We start from the raw sequence: 25,975 nt of genomic DNA, 5'->3' as shown, positions 1-25,975 counted from the left end.
TCATGAAAGAACGACTCGCCAAAATTAAAATCCTGATCCAAAAAAGACCTCAAGCCTGGATCAGTTTGCTCATTTTTTGTACCTGTGTCTTTGTTTATCTTGCCAATGGGGAGACGATTAGTTCTACCGACAATGCTTCTAGTTCTGTGTTGGCGTTCAATTGGTTAGATCATCACAGTCTTAATTTTGATATCTTTCGGGATGGATATATGTACCGAACTGATACCAAACATGGCGCGAATGGCATTCCTCACTTTTTTGTAGAAGCTGCCAATGGTCATTTAGCTTCGACTTATCCAATTGGTAATGTTATTTTAACGTTTCCTATTTATTTTCTATTTTTTGTAGGCATTAAAATTTCTGAGTTTTACCAGAATTTTATTCTAGGGAATTCGGTTGATTTTCTAAGGCTCGCTGATCCTAGTTTTGAAGGAGCGTTGCAGAACTATCAAAAGCTTGCGGCTGTTGGGGTTGCATCTTTTTCGACTGTAATTTTTTATCTGGCAAATCGGCTGAAATTCAATGGGGCGATCGCCCTCGTTTCTACATTTATTTTTGCGTTTTCCACTTCCACTTGGGTGACAGGTTCTCAGGGGCTATGGCAGCACGGTAGTTCTAACCTGACGGTCTTGTGTATTATTTTTTGTTTGTTAAAAGCAAACCGTACCCAAGGTAAAAATCGCAAAATTTTGTTAGTTTTGACTGGCGTGTTTTGTGGCTTATTGCCAGGGATTCGCTCTACGAGCTTGCTGTATAGTGTAGCGGCGATCGCCTATGCCTTTTTTGTTTACCGCAAAGAGGCGCTGTACCTGTTGCTTGGGCTTCCCTCAGCCCTAATTAGCGCCAGTTGGAACATCTACTACTTTGGCTTTAGTCTCAGCAAATTAGTGATTGGTGGATATTCTAGATATGATGCTGAAAATGCTTCGTTCACCAGTTCCTACTACAGTTTAACGGTAGAACAATTCTTGACGGGCTTTTGGGGGTTGTTGATCAGTCCGAGCCGAGGCATTTTGGTGTTTACTCCAGTTTCCCTGTTGGCAATGCCCGGTGCATGGCAAATTTGGAAATGGCGAGCCGGGAAAGATGAGAAACTGTTTTTATGCCTCACTATTGCAGCCCTGGGGATCTTTCTGCAATATTGCTTTTTTAAGGTGTGGACAGGTGGAGCTTGTTATGGTCCAAGGTACTTAACTGATATTTTACCAATCGTCTGTTTTTTGATTAGCTATTGTTTGACAAGCTGGGTTGAAAAATGGCACCAAGGCAACCCCAATTTTTTTGGCGCTAAACTGGCAATTCTGACTCTATTGATTGCGTTTTCTACGTTTACTCAAGCAGTAGGAGCCTTTGGCTCAACCAATTGGGATGGCGTTCCTCAGCCCACTCCAGAGCGAATCTGGCAGTTACAGGATAGCCAAATTGAGCGCCACGCTAAGCATGTTTTTTATAAAGCGTTTGACCCAATACGCGATCGCGATCGTTATCTCACGAACTGGAACGGGAGCATTGAATCAGTTCATAAACGTAACGCTAAACCCCTGAAAGATTTAATAGAAGTAACGCCTTCTCGGAAAATCATCTTGGTCGCTCAGGTGAAAAACATTGGACAAGTGCCTTGGATTGGTTATGAAACGGGTTTATCTCGAGGAAGAACACAGGTGGGAATCGAGTTCTTTGACTCAGAGAATCAACCTGTGCGCATTAAGGCAGGTCAGCGCAGCCGCCTTTACATTGCTGGAACTCCTCAGCCGGGAGAAATGGTAACGGCGATCGGACGGGTTAATTTTCCACAAAAGCCAGGAGACTATAAGTTAGTTTTGGAATTAGGCGTGGGAGGAATTAAGAAGCCTGCTGATATGGTAAAACCGACCCATACAGTCAATGTGCGGGTGTTGCCAGAGCCTCAGTAGTTGGCGATCTCTAGCAAATTTCCGTCTGGATCGCGGATGTAGAGAGAGGCGATCGCTCCTATTGCTCCTGTTCGAGGGACAATCCCGAACTCGATCGCTACACCGCAATTTTTTAGGTGGACTTTGATCTCTTGAAGCGGCGTATCTGTAATCAAACAGAGGTCGATCGCTCCTGGGTTTGAGTGTCTAGCTTTTGGCTCAAATTCATAACCGACCTGGTGCAAGTTTAATTTTTGTTGTCCAAACTTTAGTGCCTTACGATCCTTGCTAAAAGTCACAATTTCCATCCCTAAAACTTCGGCGTAAAACTCGCAAGTTTTCTGAATATCTTGTACGGTGAGAACAAGGTGATCAATTCGAGAGATGTTCATTGATAATTCATGATCGTAGGAGCATATCAATCATATTGCAATCGCCAAAGTGAACCAATTTATGATCTTTAACGTGAAACGTCAAGAACAAATTCAGCGCTTTGCGGTCACAGCCGCCCAAATGACCCAGATCGAAGCGCGAGTATTTGCGGCAGGTATGCCTGTGGCAGCACTGATGGAAAAAGTTGCTGGGTTAGTTGCTCAGCGGGTGCAGGAGCTTTATCCGGCTCCCCAAAAGGTAGGGTTTTTGGTAGGGGCAGGGCACAATGGTGCAGATGCTTGGGTTGTGGCGCGGGAGTTGTACCTGAATGGATACGAGGTTTTAGTTTACTGTCCACTGCCCCATTTGAAGGAATTGACGGCGAACCATGCGCAGTATGGGATAAGTTTGGGTATTCTTCAAGTAGAGCGCGTGAACTTGTTGGATGATTGCGATGTGTTGATTGATGGGTTATTCGGGTTTGGTTTAAACCGTCAGGTAGAAGGCATTCTCGCAGAAGCGATCGCCCATCTCAATTCGCTGTCTTGTCCTATTCTCAGCATTGATCTTCCTTCTGGTATTCACACTGATACTGGAGTCGTTCTAGGCACTGCGATTCAAGCGACTCACACGTTTTGTCTGGGATTGTGGAAGCGAGCGTTCTTACAAGATGCAGCTTTGGCGTATATGGGTCAGGTAGAGCTAATTGATTTTGGCTTGCCTTTAAGTGATATTTTTGCAGTGCTAGGAGAATCACCAGAACTACAGCGGATTACCTCAAAAGGAGCGATCGCTTCTCTACCACTGCATCGCCCTCCTACCACTCATAAATACGAGCAGGGTCATCTGCTGCTAGTCTGCGGCTCTCGCCAGTACTTGGGTGCAGCCATTCTTGCCAGTTCTGCTGCCCGCGCTAGCGGAGTCGGAATGCTGTCGATCGCGGTGCCAGAATCGCTGCGATTACTGTTGGTGGGACATATTCCAGATGCGTTGGTGGTTGGGTGTGAGGAAGGAGCAGCAGGAGAAATTGCTCGATTGCCAGAAGATCTGGATCTGGAACGGCATGACGCGATCGCTTGTGGCTGTGGTTTGTCTCCGCAAGCGCAGTTTGTGGTGCAACAGGTTTTAGCAAGTCATCGTCCCTTAATTTTGGATGCGGATGGATTGAATATCTTAGCAAGTCTGGGTACCTCCCTCGCAGAACGACAAGCGCCCACTGTTTTAACGCCTCATCCTGGGGAGTTCAAGCGGCTATTTCCAAGTTTACTAGAAGGCGATCGCATTTTGGCGGTGCAGCAAGCGGCGCGGCGAAGTGGGGCGATCGTCCTTTTAAAGGGAGCCAGGACAGCGATCGCAAATTCTAGTGGATCGGTCTGGGTGATACCGGAAAGTACACCTGCTTTGGCACGAGGTGGTAGCGGCGATGTCTTGACTGGAGTAATGGGAGGACTACTTGCTCAAGGAACGAGGCAAGGAACAGTTGTAGAAACGATTGTGACTGGTGCAACTTGGTGGCATTCTCAAGCTGGAATCGCCGCTAGTCAAGCGAGAACAGAATTAGGTGTAGATGCTTCCACACTGGTTGAATTTTTAATTCCGACTCTAAAAGTTTTAATGAGTAAAGCCTCTTAGCTAACAGGCGCTGGAATGATTCCAGTTTCTACTTTCAGATCAAACAATTTATCGTTCGCCGATTTAATCACTGCTTCCCAATTAGTGATCTGTACCTTGACAAGCGCCTCGGCGGGCTGGTAGTAAATCTCTTGCCAACTGGCTAAAGCAACCGCGCTGGAGCAAGACAACAGCCCAGAAGAGATAATTGTAAATATTTTGAATACGCTCATGGAACTTTTGGATGAACTTTGTATAGATGCAGATCCAAGGTTCCCAGTTTGCCTCCGCACTTATCGGTAAAGGGCTGCGGCATTGCTGAAGAGCAGGATACCCCCATAATCCCTTTTCTTTAGGGGAAGGTTGAACAGAGATCTCTCTTCTGGATGCGTCGGTGTTAGAAAAGACTCATACCAAAGACAGGGAAGCATAGAATCCAAATTGCTCTAGAATTTGTTACCCCTAATGGTGATTAAGAAAACGGTAGTGCGTTAAAGGATTGTGGGGTAGGTAACAATGTCCTGCCAAGTCCAAGCTTGGTCAGTTAGTTCTGCTCGTTGAGCCGCCGTTGCCTTGAATTGACTATGCCGCCAAATCCAATTGAAATAACTTACCACTAACCGTGTTGTCACTTTCGTAGAGCGGCTATTGCAGACTATGTTAAATAATGCGGTTAAACAACGTGCCTTGATCAGTCATTAGCGCCGTGTGTCTAGGGTTTCACTTTGCTTCGTTAATGACAATTTCTCCATCTTCTTCAATGAGGATGGGCGTGACTGAAAAATCACTTTCAACTAAGTTTCGCACCATGCTAACGCTGGTAAATTTGTTGTCAATATAGGGTACGCCGTTAGCATCTAAAATGACCGGAATGATTTTGCCGGAAACAAATCTACCTTCGCTATTCATCTCGACTTGCAAGATCATGGAGTTTGCCAGAACGCCGTCGCTTGACAACGTGCGATAGCCGATAAAGTTGCCCAAAGAGTAGGCGATCAGTCGGCTTTTGTAGAGTTCTAGCGATCGCAGTACATGCGGCCCATGCCCTAAAACTAAGCTGGCTCCTTGGTCAATCATGGTACGGGCAAACTGAACTGAATTCCCCCGATCTTCACCCAAAAATGACTCTGACTGATTGTAAGTATGAATGGCATCACTGCCTTCTGCGCCTTGATGAACTGAAATAACAATGATCTTTGCCTGCTGTTTTGCCTGATCAACTAACGCTTTTGCGGCTTCTAGATCACCCATAAAATTATGGTCGGGTAAATAGCTAAAACCAATGAAGGCGATCGTTTCACCTTTAACTTTGAGATAGGAAATTTGTCCTTTCTGCCCGATCGCCTTAATGCCCACTTGCTCAATGTTGTTAACGGTGTCAGCAAAGCCCTGATCAGAAAAATCGAACGAGTGATTGTTCGCTACACTCATGACATCAAAGCCCGTTTCTTTAAGCACATTGGCAAACGTGGGCGGTGAACGAAATGCAAACGTCATGCCCTGACTAATATCTTTGGCAACGTAGGGATAGTCGGTCATTGTGCTTTCAAAGTTGCCGAACAGAATATCTGTGTCGCCTAAAAAGCGCTGAACATCAGCAAAGAGAAACTGCCCGTCGCCTTCTGGCAGTCGATCGCTGGGAAAGTTTGTTCCTGGTACAATATCGCCCACTGCCTTAATTGAAATAATTGGCTCTGTTGCCTTAGGATTTGGTAAGTTTGCTGCAATGGTCGAAGCGGTGGGGCTGTTGGGCGTTAAAGGCTCAGGGCTGTTGAAGGATACTGAATCTGGAGGCAATGCTATTCCGGTAGAAGCGGTTTCAGGGTCAACTTCGCCTAGACTTTGCGACAAATAGCTCCAGCCTATTCCCGCTAGAAGACTGGTGATCATAATCGGGAGCAAAAGCAGCACAATCTTGGGATGGCGTGACAAAAAATTAACAGGGTGCAGGGATGAAGATTGCTTGCTGACCCGACGTTGATCAGGCGGCTTACTCCTTGAAAGAGTCTCTACCGCCGCCGCTTGCGACCCATTTTCTAGTGTGAATTGCTGTGTCCAGACGACATCTTGCCCTTGCTGTCCAGAAACTCGCAGCGATCGAATAGCAGGAGAACCTAATCCTACAAAAGTGGCATAGACCACCTGAGCCAGTTGGCGATCGGGTAGACGGGACGATTCTAGAAATACCTGCAAATCGCTGGTTTGTTGCAGTACTTTGACGCGCACTGCCTCAGTAAGTATGGCTTTTTGAATCAGTTGGGCGATTGCTCCTGCATCTCCTATTCGCGCTAATCCGGTACCCTGATCTCCCACAGCTAATTGCTCCGTAAATAAAATAAGTGCCCATAATCATAGAGCTTTTGAGAGATTTGCGACGCCGATAGGATAGGAACTTTAGAACTATCACTAAGGGAGTTGCGTGAAAATAAAACCCCAATGGGATGCATTGACTTGTCAGCCCCCTAAAGCCTCCATTCTAGGGGACTTTGACAGGTTCGGACGTCCCCCAGAATTGGGGATTTAGGGGGCGGTTTGGGGCGTTATTTAATTGCAACTCCCTAAGGTGTCAACCGCACATCCTGCCTCGCAGTCCTTGCTAAAATGTCTTCGATTTGATCCACCGTCAAACTTGGATTAGCACTTAACATTAAAGCCACAACCCCAGCCACATGAGGCGTTGCCATCGAAGTTCCACTCAAAAATCCATACTCTCCACCTGGCAAAGTCGATCGCACGGACACACCAGGAGCCACCAGAAAATTAAGCCGCTGCTCCCCTGCTGGATTGGAATCCTCGAACAAAAACCGTCTGTCATCGACTGCTCCGACTGCAATTCCCAAATCCTGCACTGCCGCAAACCGAGCCGGATTCCCAGGTTTTAATGCCCCGCCACTCTGCCGCTCATTCCCCGACGCAATCATGACGGTTACCCCCGATCGCTTCGCCAACTGCAACGCCTCAATAAGCTCAGGTGCAAGCGATGATCCCTCGCCTCCCAAACTCATATTAATCACCTTTGCCCCATTGTTAACCGCATATTGAATGCCCTTGGCAATATCTAGATCAGAGCCTCCATCGTTATCTAATACCTTAATGGGCATAATTTTTGCGTTAAACGCTACGCCCTTTACCTCATCCCCATTAGCGGCTGCAATTCCTGCTACGTGCGTTCCATGCCCGTCTAAAGAACGATCGCTCGGATCATTATTATTATCCACAAAATTCCATCCCAATGTATCATCAACAAAACCATTGCGATCGTCATCAATACCGTTATTGGCAATTTCGCGCGCGTTGTTCCAAATGTTATTCTGCAAAGCCGGATGACTATAATCTACACCGTCATCAATAATGGCGATCGTCACGCCTTGCCCCGTAAACCCTTGCGCCCAAACCTCTGGCGCTTGCACGACGTCTAACCGAGTCGATGTTCCTCCCAAATTTGCCACATCTGCAAAGACGGGTTGAGCGACCCCTTGCGGGTATCTCGAAGAGATTGCCTGTGATACTGCCGCTGCTGCGTTCGTCAATCCAGACCCATAGAAAAAATTAAAATCTGAAGTCGGCTGGGCTTTCACGAACCGAAACTTAACTTGATAATTTCCCGATTCGCGTGCCGATAAACTGCTCACCTTAATAGAGTACTTAGCCTGACGCTGTACAGTAAAAGTGAGGCGAGAATTAGTATTAAAAAAAATAGATTTAGGGTCAGTAGACCCAATATTATCGCCATATAACACCGATCGCCGAGTTCGATCATTCACCAGCTTGATCACTGGATTAAACTGTCGAGACGTAACCGTTACTTCTACCCGCTGTCCTTGCTTTAATCGCTTTAACGTAAAACTATCAACATAAGAATTCCGAGCATTCGGGTCGAACCTGGATGTGTCTGCGCTAGAATCAAACCCGTCGCTGCTTTCTAGTTTACCCTTCAGCCGCTGTTGCGATGTGCCAGCAGCACGAACAAGGCTACTAGATTTGGCGATCGCTCGTCCCAGAACCTGTTGCTTACGTAACCCTTGTGCAATCAGCGGATGGCGATCGGCAGACATCCACAGTGAGGACTTTGAGGGCTTTGAAAAGGGATCTGAACCCGTCATATTCATAGATTCAACTCAACTTAGACAACTTTAATTAAGCTTGACTGATTTTGTTGGCGATCGCGTACTCAAATGCCAACTTAAAGCTCCAAGTTGCTGTGTCATGGATGGGAAAGCTTCGCTGTGTTAAAGGCAACGCCCTCTCTTTCTCAGTGGCGATCGCCCGTTCTACTCCAGTTTTAGCAATTTCTAGCAATTTTTGTTAGCTATGGAAAATATCGATATATTTCCTTGCGATGTAGCACACGAACGAAGGTAATCAGATCTTCATTTTCGGCAAAGCCAATTCGGTAGTTGCCAACTCGGAGGCGGTAGTAGTTTCCATCTGCCTTAAGTTTTTTGATGTTGTTGACCTCCAAAAGAGTTTCAACATTTTCAACTTCTTCAATTACATCTTTAATTCTGGATAGCAAATCTCGATCTCGAATTTTGCCCAGATCTTTTTCAAAGCTTTTCCTAAACTCAACTTTCACGTTTTCGGCTCCAAAAGTTGAAAGATGGACTCACGGCTAACAATTTCGGTGGTTGCACCTTCTGCGATCGCCCGTTCCATTCCAACGTCTTCAATAATTTCTGCTAAAAAGTCAGAGACTTCTTTCTGGTTCTCACGCAGCAGTTCAACAATCGCACTTTTCAAAATTTCTTTCAGTTGATCCGGGTTTAGGGTAATCTCAGACATTGTGCTTCCTCCAATTGGTTTGAGTTTTATATTTTGATTTCTAAAGCTTCAAGCTGCGATTCATCCAAGCGGTCAGCTTCGCTGTGCCAAAGGCAACGCCCCCTCTTCATCAGTGGCGATCGCCCGTTCTACTCCAGTTTTAGCAATTTCTAGCAGTTGCTATGTTTAAGCATTATGGTCATGACTGCTATAGATTACCTACGATCTTCTCTAACTCTAAAATTAGAAATGGCAAGTCATTTTTGACAGTATCCCATACAACATCTTCATCTACGTCTAGGTAATCATGCACGACTTTGCTACGCATTCCAACTACAGCCTTCCAGGGAATCGCTGGATAAACGGATCGAAAATCAGGAGATACTCGACGAGCAGCTTCACCAATGATTTGCAATAGGTGCGTAAGAGACAGCCGCAAGAGTTCATTGTTGTCAAAATCTTCTCGACTTAAACCTTCGACAAAACCGATCGCTTTATTTGCCGTGTCGCTCATGTGTCCCACATAAACTCGATCATCTCTCTGCGACATAGCACACCTCGGCTGTAGCTAGAACGCGATCGCGGATACGATGATTGAGAAACTTAAGGGTCACTAAATCAATAGTTCGATGCTCGAATAAGTCTGATAGTTCTTCTTGGATCTGATGGAGTTTCAAAAAACCAGGAGTGAATCCAGCCTCAAACTCAACCAAAACATCAATATCACTCTCCGTTGTAAAGTCATCTCGTAAGACTGAGCCAAACAAGGAAAGTTTATAGATATGCCACTGCTGACAAAGCGCGGCTATTTCATCGGTAGGAACTTTAATGTTTCTGAGTTTCATCCCAAATCAACTCCAATAATTCAAGCTGCTGATTCATCCATTCGGTCAGCTTCGCTGTGCCAAAAGTAACGTCCTCTATTCATCAGTGGCGATCGCCCGTTCTACTCCAGTTTTAGCAATTTCTAGCAGTTGATTAAACATTACCTCAAAGTAAAGGATTAATCAGGTTTTGAAGCGATGACAATTTGTTTTGAACAACATCCCATATCACATCAAAATCAAGTTGATCATATTCATGGACAATTACATCTCGCATTCCTGTCATTTCTCGCCAAGGAATTTCTGGATGTTGCTCTCGAAACGTTTGAGATAGCCGTTTAGTTGCTTCGCCAATGATCGTAATCTGGTAAAGGATGGCAGATAGTTTTTCATCATTAGTTTCTAAGTTAGTCCGACTAATGTTAGCGGTGTACCGTAGGATGCGTTTGATAGCGGCTGCAATGTCAATGAGAGATTCTTGATCACGAGGCATAGATAGTTTGTGCTGATTCTAAAATGTTTTTACGTCTGAGCCAATTTTCACTCCGTTCGATCGCAGCTTTAACAAGGAGATCTACTTTTCGATCAAAGATTGCTTGGAGTTCATCATGCATTTGTAGGGTTTCCGTTAAGCCACGTTTGGCAGTTGGAGAAAAGGTAATCAACACGTCAATGTCGCTGTCGGGGCGAAAGTCATCGCGCAGAATGGAACCAAATAGGGCAAACTCAGTGACCTGCCAGCGATCGCAAAACTCAGCAATTTTTTCCATCGGCAGTTCTATTGCAGTAACAGTCATGTCAGTTTTACCCCCAAAGCTTCAAGCTGCGATTCATCCAAGCGGGCAGCTTCGCTGTGCCAAAAGTAACGTCCTCTATTCATCAGTGGCGATCGCTCGTTCTACACCAGTTTTAGCAATTCCCTTTTAGTCACGGACAACCTTCTTTGAAGATCGTGCCACCACAGTAACAAAATTACAAAATTTAGTTGTCTACAAAATGTAAGTGCCCGTTTCTACACTGAATTTAGAGTAGACGTGTAGTATGAATGAAGTATATATGTAAGTTTATTGATAGTTGTCAAGCTCTATCCGTCTCTCACAAATTTGTCAAATCCATCCAATAATAGTTCGATGCCTGCCAGGGTTAGATACAATTCTTGAATATAAAACGTCCCTACAACCTCCCCTAGCGATCGTGACAGAACCAGGAAGCTACAAAGACACCGTCAAACTGCCCCAGACCCAATTCGATATGCGGGCAAACGCCACCAAGCGCGAACCCGAACTGCAAAAATTTTGGTCAGATCACCAAATCTACGAAAAGCTGTCCCAGAACAATCCGGGGGAACCGTTTATTCTGCACGATGGACCGCCCTACTCTAACGGGGCGCTGCATATTGGGCACGCTATGAACAAAACTCTTAAAGATATTGTTAACAAGTACCAGCTTTTGAAAGGGCGAAAGGTTCGCTACGTGCCCGGTTGGGACTGTCACGGGCTGCCTATTGAACTTAAGGTGCTGCAAGGCATGAAAGCTGAGGAGCGGCAAAAACTAACGCCGCTACAACTGCGGCGGCAGGCAAAAGTTTGGGCGATCGAGCAGCAGCAGCAGCAGTGCAATAGCTTTAAGCGCTACGGCGTGTGGGGCGATTGGGAGCATCCTTACCTGACGTTGCAGCCTGAGTATGAGGCGGCGCAAATTGGTGTATTTGGGCAAATGTTCTTAAAGGGCTATATCTATCGGGGCTTCAAGCCTGTGTACTGGAGTCCGAGTTCGCGGACGGCTTTGGCAGAAGGCGAGTTGGAATATCCTGAAGGGCATACCTCACGTAGTTTGTATGTGGCGTTTGCGATGGTAAGCCTGTCGGCTGAGGCTGAGGCTTTAACGCCTTATTTGGCAGAACTGGGAGTTGCCATTTGGACGACAACACCCTGGACAATTCCAGCAAACTTAGCCGTTGCGGTCAATCCGGCTTTAATCTATGCTGTGGTAGAAGTGGCTGGTAATGAGCAGTCAGTGATGGGTAGTAAGCCACGGTTCCGATACTTAATTGTGGCAAAGGAATTGATCGATCGCCTTTCCCATACGCTCGGCACTTCCCTAACGCTCAAGGCAGAAATTTCTGGCACTGCTCTCGAACATTCTACTTATCTCCATCCTTTGTTCGATCGCCAAAGTCCCATCGTCATTGGTGGCGATTACGTCACAACCGAGTCGGGCACGGGGTTAGTCCACACTGCGCCAGGGCACGGCATGGATGACTTCATCGTGGGTCAGCGCTACGGCTTACCCATTTTGTCGCCTGTCGATGATGGCGGCAACTTTACCGAAGAAGCGGGTCAGTTCCAAGGGTTGAACGTGCTGAAGGATGCGAATGAGGCGCTCGTGCAGGCGTTAATGGAAACGCGATCGCTGCTCAAAGAAGAATCCTACGCGCACCGTTATCCTTATGACTGGCGGACGCAAAAGCCAGTGATCTATCGAGCGACGGAGCAATGGTTTGCATCGGTAGCAGGGTTTAGGGAAGCAACGTTGAAGGCGATCGCCCAGGTGGAATGGATTCCGGCACAGGGCGAAAACCGCATCACGTCTATGGTGACAGAGCGATCGGACTGGTGTATTTCTCGACAGCGGAGTTGGGGTGTGCCCATTCCGGTGTTTTATGACGAAGAAACAAATGTACCGCTGATGACTTCTGAAACGATCGCCCATGTTCAGGCTATCTTTGCCGAAAAAGGTTCGGATGCTTGGTGGGAATTATCGGTGGAAGAATTATTGCCAGAGCAATATCACAACGACGGACATCAGTACCGCCGAGGCACCGACACAATGGACGTGTGGTTCGATTCTGGCTCTTCTTGGGCGGCGGTTGTGGACAGTCGAGAAGAACTGCGTTATCCAGCGGATATGTATCTGGAAGGCTCTGATCAGCATCGGGGCTGGTTCCAGTCGAGCTTGCTGACCAGTGTGGCAATTCACGGCATAGCGCCCTACAAAACGGTTCTGACCCATGGGTTTGCGCTAGATGAGCAAGGGCGAAAAATGAGTAAATCGATCGGCAACGTGGTTGATCCGGCGATCGTCATTGAGGGTGGCAAAAACCAGAAAGAAGAACCGCCCTATGGTGCAGATGTGTTGCGCCTGTGGGTGTCATCGGTGGACTATACCTCGGATGTGCCACTTGGCAAAACTATTCTTAAACAAATGTCGGATGTGTACCGCAAAATTCGGAATACGTCGCGATTTTTGCTGGGGAATCTGCACGATTTTGATCCGGCACAACACACCGTTAGCTATGAGCAATTACCCGAACTCGATCGCTATATGCTGCATCGGATTACCGAAGTATTTGCTGATGTGGATGAAGCGTTTGAACACTATCAATACTTCCGTTTCTTCCAAACCATTCAGAACTTTTGCGTAGTAGATTTATCAAATTTCTATTTAGATATTGCCAAAGATAGGCTCTATATCAGCGCTGAGGATACCTTGCGCCGTCGGGCTTGTCAGACAGTTTTGGCGGTGGCGATCGAGAACTTAGCCAAAGCGATCGCCCCGGTTCTCTGTCATCTTGCCGAAGATATTTGGCAATATTTGCCCTATGCTACGCCCTACGAATCGGTGTTTGAGTCCGGTTGGCTCAACATTGATCCACAATGGCAGAATCCGGAGCTTTCGACAGTCTGGAATCAGATCCGCGATATTCGTCAAGAAGCTAATAAGGTGCTAGAACAAGCCCGTACTCAAAAAGAAATTGGCTCTTCACTGGAGGCTAAATTGCTACTCTATGTCGCTGATGCAGAGCTAAAGCAAAAGCTCGCTGCCATGAACCCAACTAATTCTTTAAGCGGAAATGAGGTGGATGAGTTGCGCTATCTGTTTCTTACTTCGCAGGTAGAACTTTTAGACAGTATGGCACCGCTAGCGGACGCAAAATACAAATCTCAGTCCGATGCTCTGGGCGCGGGCGTGATTGATGCGGAGGGAGTGAAGTGCGATCGCTGTTGGAATTATTCCATCCATGTCGGTAAATCGGCAGCCCATCCCCTGCTTTGCGATCGCTGTGTACCTGCTTTAGATGGGAAGTTTTAAGGAGCGGTAAGCACATATCAAAAATCCGGTTCCCCTGCCCTCGTAGGGAAGGGGCTAGGGGTTAGGCTTATCCAACGCAGCTAGAGAGACCTCTCCCCCAACCCCTCTCCTGAAGGAAAGGGGTTTTGAACGGTAATAGCGGAGTTTAGCCTCTTTCATTACACTGAAAACTGTATACAGATATTCGCTCTCAACCTATGCAGCTTCAACCCACTCAACGATCCAAAATGGATGAGTCTAACGATTTATCTTTTTACGATACTCCGCGCTTTGTCACTCATGTTGATGATGGTTTTATTCAACAGTTAACGGATTTGTACCGCGATCGCCTTCAGCCTCAAACTCGCATTTTTGACATGATGAGCAGTTGGGTTTCGCACTTGCCCGAAGACGTGAAATTCGCGCACGTTGAAGGGCATGGAATGAATGAAGACGAACTAGCGAAAAATCCTCGGCTAGATCATTATTTCGTGCAAAATCTGAACCAGAATCAGCTTTTGCCTTTGCCTGACCAGTCCTTTGATGCAGTCTTGAATACGGTTTCGGTGCAGTATTTGCAGCATCCTGAAGCGGTGTTCGCTGAGATTTACCGCATTCTTAAACCGGGTGGTATTGCCATCATTAGCTTTTCTAACCGAATGTTTCCCAATAAAGCGATCGCGGCTTGGCGCGATAGTTCAGAGGGCGATCGGGTGGAATGGGTGAAAGCATACTTTGCAGCGATTCCTGGATTTAGCCAGCCGGAGGTGATTGCACGCCCTTCCTCTAGCTTCATGCAAATGTTAGGGATGGGAAGTGATCCATTTTATGCCGTGATAGCAACTCGACAGAACTAGAAATAGCTTGTAAATTCAGGCTCAGCGGGTTGTTGCTTGGCATACTGTTCCTTTGGATACATAGTTGAGCACCCTAATTCTGTTTATTATCAGAGAGATTATTTGATAGGACTGCCCCATGTTGCTCGAATCTAGTCCCCCTGTACACCGAATGACTCACCCAAGCCCAACGTTACAGCAGCGGACGGTTCGTCCCATTGGTGTGTACGCCTTGCACGGACTTGCCTCTGATGGCAACAAGCTGATGGCGCTAGACTCTGTGCGCGGATACGTGCTTCAAGTGGATTGCGCTAATGACAACACAACGGTGCTTAATCCGTTCAACATTAAGCAGTTTGTTGATGCCCAAGGGCTAGCAATTTGGGGCGAGCAGGTTTGGTTCGTTCAAGACAACCGAGTTTACTGGTGTACGCTACAAGACTTTACACCTCGATCGTTTGTAACGCTACCCTATCCGGTCAATGGAGTGGCGGTTTGGCAGTCTACGGTGTACATTGCTTGTCAAAAAGCGGGCTATATTTTGGTTTATGATGCCACGACGGGGAAACGAATTACCCAGTTTGCGGCACCGGGAGTAGGCGAAGAAAACCTGACGGTGCGAGACGAAGAACTATGGGTGTGCGATCGCGTTGAGCAAACGGTTTACTGCATGGATCGGGCAACGGGCGAGATTAATTACAGCATTCTCACGCCTTTTGATTCCCCTTGTGCGCTTGCGTTCCATCCGGCTCCTGGTGACGAAGGTCGGGATTGTCTCTATGTGGCATATGCTGGGGAAGAAGCTTACATTCGTGACGACCCGAATAACTTAGATAATCCTTATCAACTCACGTTTCGCGATCGTACCTTTATTCATCCTCTTTATTTTTCTCGTAACGAAGCCGAACATTACACCTTGTCCAACGGCTATTTGATCGAGATGTCCTACATTGAAGAGCTTTCTCCATTAGAAGATGTTGCCGTTGATCAGTTAGAGTGGCGCATTGCCCTACCTGCAGAAACCACTCGCCAAAAGCTCGTCAAAATTGAGGCGATCGGGGTGCCCTTTACTGAAGAACAGCAAGATGGTCAGCGGGTTGCGGTCTTTCGGTTCGATCGCCTCACCCCTCACGAAGGACGACTGTTTGGCTGGAAGGCACTGCTCGAAGTTCGCAGCATTAAATACTATTTGAAGCCCGAACAAGTTGAGAAAATACCGCCGCTGTCATTAGAATTCCAGACGCGGTACTTGGTGGATGACGACGATTTAGCCATGGATACGCCCACAATTCGGCGAGCGGCGGAAGAGGCGATCGGCACTGAAACAAATATTCTGCGCAAGATTCTAAAGATTCGTAACTACGTGTACGATCGCATGTCCTACGGCATTAAGCCCCACATTGACTCGCCCGATGTTGCCCTAGAGCGAGGTGTGGGTTCTTGTGGGGAATATGTCGGTATTTTGCTGGCGTTGGCAAGGCTCAATGGCATTGCTTGTCGCACAGTTGGTCGTTACAAATGTCCTCCTCAACCTGAGAAACAAGGCGTACCGCTGCAACCTGAATTTAATCATGTATGGATTGAATTTTACGTGCCTGGGTTCGGTTGGTTGCCCATGGAATCTAACGTAGACGATATTGCTGAAAATGGTCCTTATCCCACCCGCTTTTTTATGGGGCTACCCTGGTATCACGCGGAAATGAGTAAAGGCATTTCGTTTGAGAAAATTGCTGCTCCTGCTTTACCCGAAGAGATTTCTATTGGAAACTTAGCCTTAAACCATATTCGGTTCACAATTTTAGGGGAGTTGCCGCCGCCTGAGTGAGGTTAGGCAAAGGGACTAAAACACTGTAAAAAGTCAGGTTGCTGCTCCCAAAAAGGTGTATTGTTTAGATTCAAAACTTAAGCAAACAAACCTTTTTATCCGAGTTGGCGGCAATGCAGCAGCATTCTACCTCTATAGCAATCCATGATTTATCTACTGCCTCTCACCCAGTCTTGGGGGGCATTGTTCGCACTTACCAATGGAATTGGAAAAATAGACCTGTTACAGTAGTCTATGAGGTGCTGGGCGAAGGTAGCCCAATTTTGCTCTTACCCGCTTTCAGCAGTGTCTCTAGCCGTGAAGAAATGCGAGGCGTTGCCCAGCTTTTAGCCCCCTATTTCCAAGTTATTGTGCCTGACTGGCTTGGCTTTGGTGAGTCGAGCCGTCTCTCTTTTGAATATGACTCGAAGATCTACCACAAGTTCTTAAATAATTTTGTCACCCAGGTATTCAACGAACCTGTGGTTGTAATTGCTGCCGGACACGCGGCTGGATACGTGATGCAAATGGCAAGCAGAGAACCTGCGCCTTGGTCATGGGCGGTACTGGTGGCTCCTACCTGGCGAGGGCCTCTACCCACAATGGGCGATCGCCCCAAACTCTACAGCTTCATTCGGGCAGTGGTGCGGACTCCTATTTTGGGGCAGTTTCTTTATCTACTGAATACAACCCGGATGTTTTTGGGGTGGATGTATCGGCGGCATGTGTATGGCGATCGCCGCAATGTCACTCGTGATCTCATTCGACAAAAGTGGAAAAGTACCCAAAAGCGGGGAGCCAGATTTGCCTCGGTTGCTTTTGTGACGGGAGGGCTAGATCCGGTTCGTAGCCGTGCCGAATTTTTTGATTATTTCCAGCCTTTGCCTGTTCCCACATTGATGGTTATTGGTGAGCAAACGCCGCCCAAATCGCGGGAAGAAATGGAGGTGGTTGCTCATTTCTCGCAGGTGCAATCGTTCCGAATGCCAGGTGCGCTGGGGTTACATGAGGAATATCCAGAACAGTTGATAGAAGGAATTTTGCCTTTCCTCAGGAAGTACTTATCGTTAAGCAATCCCCTTTAAGTCGTTAGCTTTGAGTCGTCAGCCGTTGCCGTCAAATCTTCAACAAACCCTTCAAGTGCATCTTGGAGAAATTATCCGCGATCGCGATCCTTTTTTTGCTACTGCCGGACATTTCTACGTCCAGCATTATATTCACCAACAGCTTTCTCAATGGGGAACTGTAGAGATCCACGAGTTTGAGTTTCGGGGGCGATCGCACCAAAATCTGATTCTTAATTTACCAGGACTGCGGCAGCAATCCCCGATTTTAGTAGGCGCACACTATGACACGGTTCCCGGTTCGCCAGGAGCAGATGATAATGCAACGGGGGTAGCGGTGTTGCTAGAACTGGCGAGGGCGATCGCCGCTAATCCCGCTCCATCTCCTGTACGGCTCGTGGCTTTTGACCTGGAAGAAGTGGGCGTGGGCAGCAAAATTTATGCAGAAGCACTGCGGCAACAAGGACAAAAACTACGCCTGATGATTTCTTTAGAAATGCTGGGATATTGCGATCGCCGCCCCAATTCTCAGCGCTATCCGGCTCCCTTTCTCCAGCGCTTCTACCCCAACTCTGGCGACTTCATTGCCCTCATTGGTAACTTCAAAACTATTCCAGATCTCATCCGCCTTAGCCGCAGTATGCGTCAATCTGTTCCCTGTGAGTGGCTGCCTGTAGACAACCGAGGAATGTTGCTGCCTGATACCCGACGGAGTGACCATGCCCATTTCTGGGATCAAGGCTATGGCGCAGTCATGGTCACTGATACTGCTCATTTGCGTAACCCTCATTATCACCAGAGCAGCGATCGACTGGAGACGTTAGATCTACCCTTTTTGACAGGAGTTTGTCAGGGGTTAATCGAGAGCATTCGTTTGCTGTGACTTTCGTTTGCCGTAACTATGAATAAATCTCGTCTAGCTGCAATAGCGTATTCAGCAAAACGTTAGCACCCTGAATACATTGCTCAGGCGATGTATATTCTTCTCCCGAATGACTCACCCCTGCTTCGCTGGGTACAAAAATCATCCCCATGTCGGTAAAGCGCCCCATTTCTAGTGCATCATGTCCGGCTCGGCTGGGCAAATGGCAGTAGCTGAGGTCAAACTGTTGACAGGTCTTCTCGATCGCCTGCTGCACTAAAGCCGCTGCTGGCGTGGGTTCTACCACTAAGATAGGACTGACAGTGATTTGAGTATTAGTGTCAATGGCGATCGCTTCTAGCTCTTGATCCAGCAATTCCTTCATTTCATCGAGGCAAGCCTGCGACAGATCCCGCATATCGACCGTTAGTTCGACTTGTCCTGGCACAATGTTGACTGCATTGGGTGCAACCGTCAAAAAGCCCACCGTTGCGACAGGTTGGCTCGGCATTTTAAGGGCGATCGATTGCACAAACAACACAACCTGGGCTGCTGCGACCAAAGCATCCTGCCTGCCGTCCATGGGCGTAGTGCCTGCGTGGTTAGCTTGCCCCGTAATGCTAATTGCCTGACGCAACATCCCGACAACGCCTTGCACAATACCAATTTGTTTTTGCGATCGCTCTAAAACCGCGCCTTGCTCCACATGAAGTTCAATAAATGCTGCCATATCTTCTCTCGTCCGTTTTGCTGTGCCAATCTCATCCCAGTTGCCACCAATGCGCTCTAAATGCTCTGCCAAAGAATCATCTTTAAGCTTCACCATGCCTGCCATTGCCTGACAGCCAATCATTGAACTCTCTTCGTCAGTAAACACAATCACCTCAATGGGATGGTTTAGATGAATGTTGTTTTCCCGCAGCACCCGCACCGCCTCAATCCCTGCTAGTACGCCTAATGTCCCATCATATTCTCCACCGGATGGTACTGTATCAACATGCGACCCGGTTGCTAATGATGGCGCTCCGACTCTTCGCCCTGCGTAGGTGCCAATTAGGTTACCCGCCGCATCGGTGCGAACTGCCATGCCTGCTTCTACCATCCATTGCTGCACTAAATAGCGCGCCTGCAAGTCTTCTGGAGTAAAAGCAAGACGACAAATATTGCCATTGGGTAAGCGACCGATTTTTGCTAATCGGGTAATGCTGGCGTTAAGGCGATCGCCATTCACCGCAATCATGGAAAGAACTGTCATCATATCTAATTTCCTAAGTTTCTTTTTCTGGTGATTTCCCTCCTATTACTATTACTTCAACCTGAAAAATTAAGTGTCCCATTTATCACAGATTCGTTTCACAAATTCGCTTACCCACAATAATTAAGCCCCGCTTCCTACCGTCTAAAACAGCAATTTCTGCTAAATGACCCATGGGTTCAAATCCAAAGGAGGAAAATAAGCGCTGGCTGGCAGTATTGTGATCAAAATACATCGCTAAAAGCGTGGTGATTCCCAGGCTAGGGCAATGATCGATCATCTGTTGCACTAAAAGCGAGCCGTAGCCTTTGCGTTGGTGTTGAGGCACAATGTAAATGCTGATCTCAGCGGTGGCATTGTACGCAGGTCGTCCGCCATAGAAGGAAGTTAGCCCGATCCAAGCGGCGATCGCGCCCTCTGCTTCTAGAACCCAAAGCGGACGCGACGGATTATGTTTGGCAAACCATTCTTGCCGACTCTCAACGGTAATCGGTTCAGTGTCGGCAGTGGCGGTGCGGCTGGGAATAGATGTGTTGTAAATGGCAATAATGGCAGGTAGATCAGCGGCGATCGCAGGACGAATTTCCATATTAGATAATAGTTAAAACAGGAGGTGCGATCGGGGTAGAAAACGATGCCGCGATCGTTCTGATTCAATTCCAATCAGATCTAGTAATCAACGTCGATGATTCTTTAAGCTGTTGAGCAACTTGGCGGGAAAGAGTTAGATAGAGTAATGCAGTGGGAAGGCTTTAGCTTCTTTAGGTTTAATATAGACGCGCTGTTGGGGCTGAAGGTTCAGTTCATCAAAGCGATCGCGCGTTAAATGAGCGGCAACCACCTGACCATCATCTAACGTGAGTTCTGCCTGTACTTCCCATCCTAAGTGAATAATTCGGCTGACCCTTGCCCCTACACTTGACCCATTTGTCTGAGTTTCAATCATTACGTCTTGCGGACGCAGAAACACTTCAGGATGAGGCGAATCAAACCCATTGTTTTGAAAAATGCGAGAGCTGCTAGGCAACACATTGACGGGGCCAATAAAGCTCATGACGAAGGGCGTTGCTGGATGGTCGTAAATCTGGGCTGGGGTGCCGACTTGCTCAATCTGCCCTTTGTTCATGACTACAATTTCGTCTGAAACTTCCATGGCTTCTTCTTGGTCATGGGTGACAAAGACTGTCGTGACATGAACTTCGTCGTGGAGTCGCCGCAGCCATACCCGCAGGTCTTTGCGCACTTTGGCATCTAAAGCGCCGAAGGGTTCATCTAAAAGCAGCACTTTGGGTTCGACGGCTAAAGCTCGTGCTAGGGCGACCCGCTGGCGTTGTCCCCCAGAAAGTTGGGAGGGATAGCGATCGCCCAGTCCTGACAACTGCACCAACTCCAGTAACTCCTCTACCTTTGCTTTAATCTTGAACTTGGGCGCTTTTTGAATCTCTAGCCCAAAGGCAATATTTCTGCGTACCGATAAATGCTTGAACAAAGCATAGTGCTGAAAGACAAAACCAATACTTCGTTCTTGCACGCTGGTATAGGTGGCATCTTTCCCAGTCAAAAATATTTTGCCAGTATCGGGCATTTCTAAGCCTGCAATCAGCCGTAGCAAGGTAGACTTGCCTGAACCAGAGGGCCCTAAGAGCGCAACCAACCCACCCGTTTTAATTTCTACGCTGACCTGATCGAGCGCTTTAAAGCTACCAAATTGCTTAGATACGGCTTCAACAACAATGCCCACGGAATTACCTCTTTTAAGACAAGGCGAAGCGGTTAATCCCCACTTTGTCGATGTAGATACTGTATTTTCTTATAGCACGATTAGTGGCGATTAAGTATGAGTTTTGCTCATTTCAATAGATTCCTTTCCAGAGCAAGAGGCTTGTATCATGCTCTTCATCCTCATTCATGCAATGCAGTCTATCATGTCAGACCTTTACATCTCTTGGACAGATTATCACCAAAAAATTGAGCAACTCGCTGCTAATATTCATCAGTCAGGCTGGCAGTTCAATCAAATTGTATGCCTTGCAAAGGGTGGGTTACGAGTCGGCGATATTTTAGCGCGGATCTTTGATCAACCCTTGGCAATTTTGGCAACTTCCTCCTACGGTGGCATCAATAACCAGGTTCGCGGTTCTATTACTTTCGGGCGTGACCTGACAATGACGACTGCTAACTTGGGCAGCCATGTTCTGCTAGTCGATGATTTGGTCGATTCGGGAGTTAGCCTCAAGCGAACGTTGGTGTGGCTCGATCGTTACTACGGATTTTACATTGAAGAAGTGCGGAGTGCTGTTCTGTGGTACAAGGATTGCTCGGCGATCGCCCCCGATTATTACGTCGATCGCTTGACCGATAATCCGTGGATTCATCAACCTTTCGAGATTTACGAACAGATGAAGCCTGAGGATCTCTTGAAGAAAAATCTGATTCAGAAAGACGAACCCGGTTGATTTAAAAACTCTAACTCTGCGGCAGTCGATGTTCTTCCTAAAATGGCGTTGCGGTGGGGAAATCGCCCAAAACGTTCGATGACGATCTGGTGGCGAACGGCATAATCTAGTACGTCGGCGAGTTCTGGGTTTTGGTCTGTAAGCTGTTGAAACAGAGTGACTGACTGATGCTGATCACTCAGGGTTTCACCGTGCTCTAGAGGAAGGTAGATGAAAATGCGCTGGATAGGAGCTAAAGATTGATCGAACCCTTGAGCGATCGCCCGTAACGCCAGTATCCGTGCTTGAGGATCAGTAGCAAATGCTTGGGGCTGCCCTCGAAAAAGATTCCGTGGAAACTGATCGAGGAGCAAAATTAATGCCAAACAACCCGCTGGCGTTGCTTGCCAGCCATCTAGTTCGCCGGAAGCTGCTTGTTCATAGGTCATTAAAAAACGGCGATGGATAGTCTGGTCGATCTCAGGGTTCTTACTAAACCAAACTTTACGCCGCCTCGAATATTGCGCCTCCTCAGATTGAGGATCGCTAAACCAAAATTGCAAAACTTCTTCAAGGGTTGCCATGGCAACAGCGCCTTAGTTCAATTGTGGAGGCATAGCAGCAGGGGCTGGTGAAGCTTGCGGATTAGTTGGCGTGTTGCCCTGTTGCTGCTGACGCAAGAGTTCCTGCTGCCGTTGGCGGAAGTCTGAAGCCTCTGAGCCAATGTTGTTCTGCTGCTCTTGTCCAAACTCTGAAGAACTGCGAGGAGATCCTAGAACGGCTCGGTGAAAGAGATCAAACATATTTCCTAGACCAGAGCTACCAGACCCCAAACCACCAGAGGGGCGATCGCCACTGAGGGTATTGTTATAAACATTGGAATCGCGGGAGGAGTTTTGAGCAACGGCAGTCTGGCAAATGATCATCCCCAATGTTCCAGCTATTCCCAGAGTCCCGAAGGCAAGGCGAGTTGAAAGCTTTTTCATAGGGCTATTAGGGATTAGAGTGTGTTTTACGGTAGACGTTAATCAAGCTAAAATTGCTCCCGACCAGTATACCCAGTCTGGTATCCCAATCAGGCAAAGCTGCGGCGCAACAAAGAACGAATGCTCAATAGGGCGATCGCGCTGAATCCTGTCAGCACCAGCAATGCAGATAGCAGGGTAACTTCGGCAAAAGGCGTTTGCATGACCACGCTGCCTAGTGACCAGTTGGGGTGCAGATAAATGTATCGAATCGGCTCGATCGCGTAGGTCAAAGGATTGAGACTCGCCACAATTTGCAACCAGGTTGGCATAAATGACAGAGGAGCCAACGCTGTACTGGCAAACAACAGTGGCAGATTCGTCACAAAAATTACTGCAATCAGTTCAATGTGTCCAGGTAGAGAAAAAGCCAGTCCCAGGCTCAGCGCTGTGACACCCAAAACCAACAACAGCACAATGGTAACCACTAGCCCCAGTCCTAAAGGAGCGGGTAAGCCTGCTCCTAAAAAAGCGCTCATGGTCAGAATGACAGCCGTTTGCACCAAGCTCAAGGTGGCAATAAAGATGGCAGAAGCAAGGACAATGGAGAAGCGCGAAGCCAAGGGCGCTACCAGCAACCGATTGAGAAAACCAAATTCTCGGTCAAACATGACGGGTAAGCCCGCATTCAATGCGCCGCCAAAAGCCGTGAACACCAGCACTCCAGCCGACAAAAACTGCCCATAGTTTTGCGTACCGCCGAACAGTCCAGGGGGAACATTTTGGAACAGTGCGCCGAACAAAACTAACCACATGACGGGTTGAATAATTCCAGCGATCAGGGTTGAGGGGCGACGCTGAAGCTGAATGAACAATCGCCGAGTCAAAGCTGAAGTTTCTTGAACAAAGTCGCTGAATTCGGAGGTTGGAGGGACGATCGCGCTAGTTGAGCGATCGCTGGAATTGGGTTGGGGTCGAGTAACGGTCTGACTCATCGCCAATTTTCTCTTGCCAAAGGCATTAACAAACGTTTCACCTTTAGACTAACGCAAGAGCGTGTATGCAGACAGATTCCTAGGCAAAGTCCTCTATTTTTAGAGCTTTATTTTTCTCTAAGGCTCTAACGTAATATTCTATTTTATGATTTTCGATCGTTGACAAATCAAGATCGGCAATGTCTTTGAGACGCACCTCAATGCCATCGACAAAGCGATACCAAAAAGATGGATCGGTGTGGATTGTTTCATCATCGTCAATATAAAAAAGTTGCCCGACATGGCTGTAAAACAAAGTTCGCATAGGAACGCGGGTAACGGCATCGTTTTTACTAACGAAGCGAAATGTTCTAGAACGAAAGTCGCTGTTATATTCTTCTTGGAACTTACGATCGCCCACCCGAGGTGAACCGAAAGTATAAAGACCATGTACCATTTGATCTTTTTCCCTTAGTCTGGCAACCGATAAAGTCGCTAATGCTGCTCCTAAGCTATGCCCCGTTACCCACAGGGAAGGCGCTTTGGTTGTCTTCAGGTCGCCTTGAACCATTTCTGTTTGAGTGGCAATACGTCTGGGTTGCAGCAAGTCAAACGTCAGTTGAATGTCTTTCCAGATGAGGCTGAGCGATCGCGAAAAACCTTCATGAACCTTACCGCCAAACGGACCGCCCACTAAATCAATATCAAAGTTTCCTAGCCAGTCTTTCATGCAATCTGTACCCCGAAAGGTCAGAATGATTTTCTCAGCATCAGCTACCACAAAGGCTTGCGTAACGCCTAGATCAAAAAATCTAAACTTCGTAAAGTTCCAACTTTTTAGAACTTCCCGAATTTCGTCTTTGGCGTAATAAGCGAGCCAAGATAGCTTTCCGCAAGCAAGAGCATTTTTAGAACTGTACTGACCTGTATGCGCATCAAAATCAAATGTCTTAAACCATTCGTTCTGTACCATAGTTCCTAATACCAAAGCTCTGCTCAACGATCTGTTTTAACCTTTCCTCCAGAGAGAAAATTACATTAGCTGAAAATCTTAATGGTTAAGCTCACGGATGGAAGACAATGTGGGACGTAGAGCCGCCAGACTAATGCCTGCCCGATGAGCGACCAGTACTCCTAAAGCTTCCAGGTAAGAACTCACTTCAAACGTCGAGATGCCCAGGGCACTGGCGGTAACCGCTAGGCGCGTCTGGTTTTCTTGAACGGTAATAATGAGCGTCGAGGTTTGGCTGAGACTGAGAATAGCGCTGCCCCCGCAGGCAGTTGCCGGAATGACTAAAGCATTCACTTGGTCTACCCACAGGTCGCTTACCCGAGTTGAAGCAGCCTTAACAAACTGAGGGGCACGGCTCAAGCCGACTAAAACGCAGGAGAGGAAGGTGTAGCCTAATTCTTCTGCTGCCGATCGGGGCGATAGAGTCGGGTCGAGGGGAAGGGGTGATAGTGCGGGGGCGTGAGCACAGGGGATTTGAAAGGTCTTCACGACGAGATGGCTGATGACGGCTTCGGCACCTGCTAAAGGATCAACGCCCTGACCTTGGCGATATTGCTGAAGGGCTGCGCTGCCCCCATCGTCGGGAAAGCGCGCGACCACGGCGATCGCCTCTGCCCCTCCTACTTTTACCAATTTTTCTACCGCTCGCAGCAAGCTGTCGGGGTTCTGAATAGTTCCCCAAGTTGCGCCCGAACCTGCCGTTTTCAGCCCCACTCCTAACGGCGCATCTGTCACGACGTAATCCGTCAAATCTAGCCCCAGGGTGGCACGGGCAGCATCCGCCGCTTGCAGATGTCGCCAGCGCAACTCTGGCTCAATGCCTTGATCTAGAACCAACCCTACCCGGTTTTGCACCACGGGACGCAGCCCCCACTGCCCAGCAGCAAATTGATCAAGCCCATAGCCTTCAACGTAGAAGGCATTAGGCAATGACCAGTAAAGCTGAGCGCCATTGAGCACATTCGGATGCGTAATCAATCGATCGGCAACTTGGGCGATCGCCCGTGCCACGGGCAATGCATCTCCGGCATAGCCACCCACAGCCGCCCCAATACCAGTGGGAACAATCAAAACAACGGTGTAAGGACTGGTGTTCAAAAGAAGATACGAGGTTAGAGGATGTTTGAAAAGTCAGCTAGTCGGTAAAAAAGCTCTCTCAGTGTAAGCTGCGAATAGAAAGCACGCAGCACCGAGAAAGCAATATGAGTAAAGCATATCCCAGCAATCTGACTACTGG

At 47.6% G+C, this 25,975-nt stretch carries 28 protein-coding genes; 8 read left to right on the top strand and 20 right to left on the bottom strand.

Annotation, left to right across the window (positions count from 1 at the left end):
- Nucleotides 1-2 precede the first annotated feature (2 nt).
- Nucleotides 3-1,913 (top strand): hypothetical protein, encoded by a 1,911-nt coding sequence (locus tag KME11_21390; protein MBW4517767.1) that lies wholly within the window; start codon nt 3-5, stop codon nt 1,911-1,913.
- Here the strand turns inward: KME11_21390 and KME11_21385 are convergent.
- A complete protein-coding gene (locus KME11_21385) occupies nt 1,907-2,284 on the bottom strand; it encodes a VOC family protein (GenBank protein MBW4517766.1) in 378 nt (125 codons plus the stop codon). The two genes, KME11_21390 and KME11_21385, sit on opposite strands and share 7 nt — an antisense overlap.
- Before the next feature lie 61 nt (nt 2,285-2,345).
- Between KME11_21385 and KME11_21380 the strand changes: the two genes are divergently transcribed.
- Nucleotides 2,346-3,896: an NAD(P)H-hydrate dehydratase gene (locus KME11_21380; GenBank protein ID MBW4517765.1), complete on the top strand. Its 1,551-nt coding sequence runs from the start codon at nt 2,346-2,348 to the stop codon at nt 3,894-3,896.
- Here KME11_21380 and KME11_21375 read toward each other — a convergent pair.
- The 11 genes from KME11_21375 to KME11_21325 form a co-directional block, all read right to left on the bottom strand.
- Nucleotides 3,893-4,108 carry a hypothetical protein gene (locus KME11_21375; GenBank protein MBW4517764.1) on the bottom strand — a complete coding sequence of 72 codons (216 nt, stop codon included), beginning with the start codon at nt 4,106-4,108 and terminating at the stop codon, nt 3,893-3,895. The genes KME11_21380 and KME11_21375 overlap by 4 nt on opposite strands.
- A gap of 258 nt (nt 4,109-4,366) precedes the next feature.
- Entirely contained in the window at nt 4,367-4,507 is a 141-nt protein-coding gene (locus tag KME11_21370; protein MBW4517763.1) for a hypothetical protein, read from the bottom strand.
- Between the two features lie 88 nt (nt 4,508-4,595).
- The gene (locus KME11_21365) at nt 4,596-6,188 is read right to left on the bottom strand and encodes a CapA family protein (GenBank protein MBW4517762.1); all 1,593 of its coding nucleotides are present in this window, start codon (nt 6,186-6,188) and stop codon (nt 4,596-4,598) included.
- Nucleotides 6,189-6,433: 245 nt separating this feature from the next.
- Nucleotides 6,434-7,978, bottom strand: coding sequence for a S8 family serine peptidase (locus KME11_21360; protein ID MBW4517761.1), 1,545 nt, complete (start codon nt 7,976-7,978; stop codon nt 6,434-6,436).
- Between the two features lie 34 nt (nt 7,979-8,012).
- Nucleotides 8,013-8,174 (bottom strand): hypothetical protein, encoded by a 162-nt coding sequence (locus KME11_21355; protein MBW4517760.1) that lies wholly within the window; start codon nt 8,172-8,174, stop codon nt 8,013-8,015.
- 10 nt (nt 8,175-8,184) lie between these two features.
- Nucleotides 8,185-8,451: a type II toxin-antitoxin system RelE/ParE family toxin gene (locus KME11_21350; protein MBW4517759.1), complete on the bottom strand. Its 267-nt coding sequence runs from the start codon at nt 8,449-8,451 to the stop codon at nt 8,185-8,187.
- A complete protein-coding gene (locus KME11_21345; GenBank protein ID MBW4517758.1) occupies nt 8,448-8,657 on the bottom strand; it encodes a hypothetical protein in 210 nt (69 codons plus the stop codon). The genes KME11_21350 and KME11_21345 overlap by 4 nt, the downstream gene beginning before the upstream one ends.
- A gap of 187 nt (nt 8,658-8,844) precedes the next feature.
- A complete protein-coding gene (locus KME11_21340; protein ID MBW4517757.1) occupies nt 8,845-9,186 on the bottom strand; it encodes a DUF86 domain-containing protein in 342 nt (113 codons plus the stop codon).
- Nucleotides 9,170-9,481, bottom strand: coding sequence for a nucleotidyltransferase domain-containing protein (locus KME11_21335; protein MBW4517756.1), 312 nt, complete (start codon nt 9,479-9,481; stop codon nt 9,170-9,172). The genes KME11_21340 and KME11_21335 overlap by 17 nt, the downstream gene beginning before the upstream one ends.
- A gap of 145 nt (nt 9,482-9,626) precedes the next feature.
- Nucleotides 9,627-9,953: a DUF86 domain-containing protein gene (locus KME11_21330; protein MBW4517755.1), complete on the bottom strand. Its 327-nt coding sequence runs from the start codon at nt 9,951-9,953 to the stop codon at nt 9,627-9,629.
- Nucleotides 9,943-10,257, bottom strand: a complete 315-nt coding sequence (locus tag KME11_21325; GenBank protein MBW4517754.1) for a nucleotidyltransferase family protein — start codon at nt 10,255-10,257, stop codon at nt 9,943-9,945. The genes KME11_21330 and KME11_21325 overlap by 11 nt, the downstream gene beginning before the upstream one ends.
- 397 nt (nt 10,258-10,654) lie before the next feature.
- Here KME11_21325 and ileS point away from each other — a divergent pair, with 397 nt between their 5' ends.
- The 5 genes from ileS to KME11_21300 all read left to right on the top strand — a co-directional run bounded on the left by ileS (nt 10,655) and on the right by KME11_21300 (nt 18,118).
- On the top strand, nt 10,655-13,552 hold the full coding sequence (gene ileS / locus KME11_21320) for an isoleucine--tRNA ligase (GenBank protein ID MBW4517753.1): 2,898 nt from the start codon (nt 10,655-10,657) through the stop codon (nt 13,550-13,552).
- A 197-nt stretch (nt 13,553-13,749) separates the two neighbouring features.
- Entirely contained in the window at nt 13,750-14,388 is a 639-nt protein-coding gene (locus tag KME11_21315) for a methyltransferase domain-containing protein (GenBank protein MBW4517752.1), read from the top strand.
- Between the two features lie 118 nt (nt 14,389-14,506).
- Nucleotides 14,507-16,192: a PQQ-binding-like beta-propeller repeat protein gene (locus tag KME11_21310; protein MBW4517751.1), complete on the top strand. Its 1,686-nt coding sequence runs from the start codon at nt 14,507-14,509 to the stop codon at nt 16,190-16,192.
- Nucleotides 16,193-16,305: 113 nt separating this feature from the next.
- Complete coding sequence (locus tag KME11_21305; GenBank protein MBW4517750.1) at nt 16,306-17,256, top strand: alpha/beta hydrolase; 951 nt, start codon at nt 16,306-16,308, stop codon at nt 17,254-17,256.
- Between the two features lie 10 nt (nt 17,257-17,266).
- Nucleotides 17,267-18,118 carry a M20/M25/M40 family metallo-hydrolase gene (locus KME11_21300; protein MBW4517749.1) on the top strand — a complete coding sequence of 284 codons (852 nt, stop codon included), beginning with the start codon at nt 17,267-17,269 and terminating at the stop codon, nt 18,116-18,118.
- 16 nt (nt 18,119-18,134) lie between these two features.
- Here the strand turns inward: KME11_21300 and KME11_21295 are convergent, their stop codons facing one another.
- The 3 genes from KME11_21295 to KME11_21285 all read right to left on the bottom strand — a co-directional run bounded on the left by KME11_21295 (nt 18,135) and on the right by KME11_21285 (nt 21,093).
- Complete coding sequence (locus KME11_21295) at nt 18,135-19,352, bottom strand: Zn-dependent hydrolase (protein ID MBW4517748.1); 1,218 nt, start codon at nt 19,350-19,352, stop codon at nt 18,135-18,137.
- Nucleotides 19,353-19,437: 85 nt separating this feature from the next.
- Entirely contained in the window at nt 19,438-19,941 is a 504-nt protein-coding gene (locus KME11_21290) for a GNAT family N-acetyltransferase (protein MBW4517747.1), read from the bottom strand.
- A 135-nt stretch (nt 19,942-20,076) separates the two neighbouring features.
- Nucleotides 20,077-21,093, bottom strand: coding sequence for a TOBE-like domain-containing protein (locus tag KME11_21285; GenBank protein ID MBW4517746.1), 1,017 nt, complete (start codon nt 21,091-21,093; stop codon nt 20,077-20,079).
- A 184-nt stretch (nt 21,094-21,277) separates the two neighbouring features.
- Here KME11_21285 and KME11_21280 point away from each other — a divergent pair, with 184 nt between their 5' ends.
- Nucleotides 21,278-21,808: a phosphoribosyltransferase domain-containing protein gene (locus KME11_21280; GenBank protein MBW4517745.1), complete on the top strand. Its 531-nt coding sequence runs from the start codon at nt 21,278-21,280 to the stop codon at nt 21,806-21,808.
- Here KME11_21280 and KME11_21275 read toward each other — a convergent pair.
- The 5 genes from KME11_21275 to KME11_21255 form a co-directional block, all read right to left on the bottom strand.
- Nucleotides 21,787-22,371: a DUF924 domain-containing protein gene (locus KME11_21275; GenBank protein MBW4517744.1), complete on the bottom strand. Its 585-nt coding sequence runs from the start codon at nt 22,369-22,371 to the stop codon at nt 21,787-21,789. The genes KME11_21280 and KME11_21275 overlap by 22 nt on opposite strands.
- Before the next feature lie 12 nt (nt 22,372-22,383).
- Nucleotides 22,384-22,773, bottom strand: coding sequence for a hypothetical protein (locus KME11_21270; protein MBW4517743.1), 390 nt, complete (start codon nt 22,771-22,773; stop codon nt 22,384-22,386).
- Nucleotides 22,774-22,862: 89 nt separating this feature from the next.
- Nucleotides 22,863-23,747 carry an ABC transporter permease gene (locus KME11_21265; GenBank protein MBW4517742.1) on the bottom strand — a complete coding sequence of 295 codons (885 nt, stop codon included), beginning with the start codon at nt 23,745-23,747 and terminating at the stop codon, nt 22,863-22,865.
- Nucleotides 23,748-23,826: 79 nt separating this feature from the next.
- Nucleotides 23,827-24,699, bottom strand: a complete 873-nt coding sequence (locus KME11_21260; protein ID MBW4517741.1) for a lipase family protein — start codon at nt 24,697-24,699, stop codon at nt 23,827-23,829.
- Nucleotides 24,700-24,777: 78 nt separating this feature from the next.
- A complete protein-coding gene (locus tag KME11_21255; GenBank protein MBW4517740.1) occupies nt 24,778-25,836 on the bottom strand; it encodes a DUF3326 domain-containing protein in 1,059 nt (352 codons plus the stop codon).
- Nucleotides 25,837-25,975 lie beyond the last annotated feature (139 nt).

It is taken from the genome of Timaviella obliquedivisa GSE-PSE-MK23-08B (genome assembly GCA_019358855.1).
GTDB classification, from domain to species: domain Bacteria; phylum Cyanobacteriota; class Cyanobacteriia; order Elainellales; family Elainellaceae; genus Timaviella; species Timaviella obliquedivisa.
Note: the sequence above shows the minus strand (reverse complement) of the source record. Positions and strands in the feature narration are given on the sequence as shown.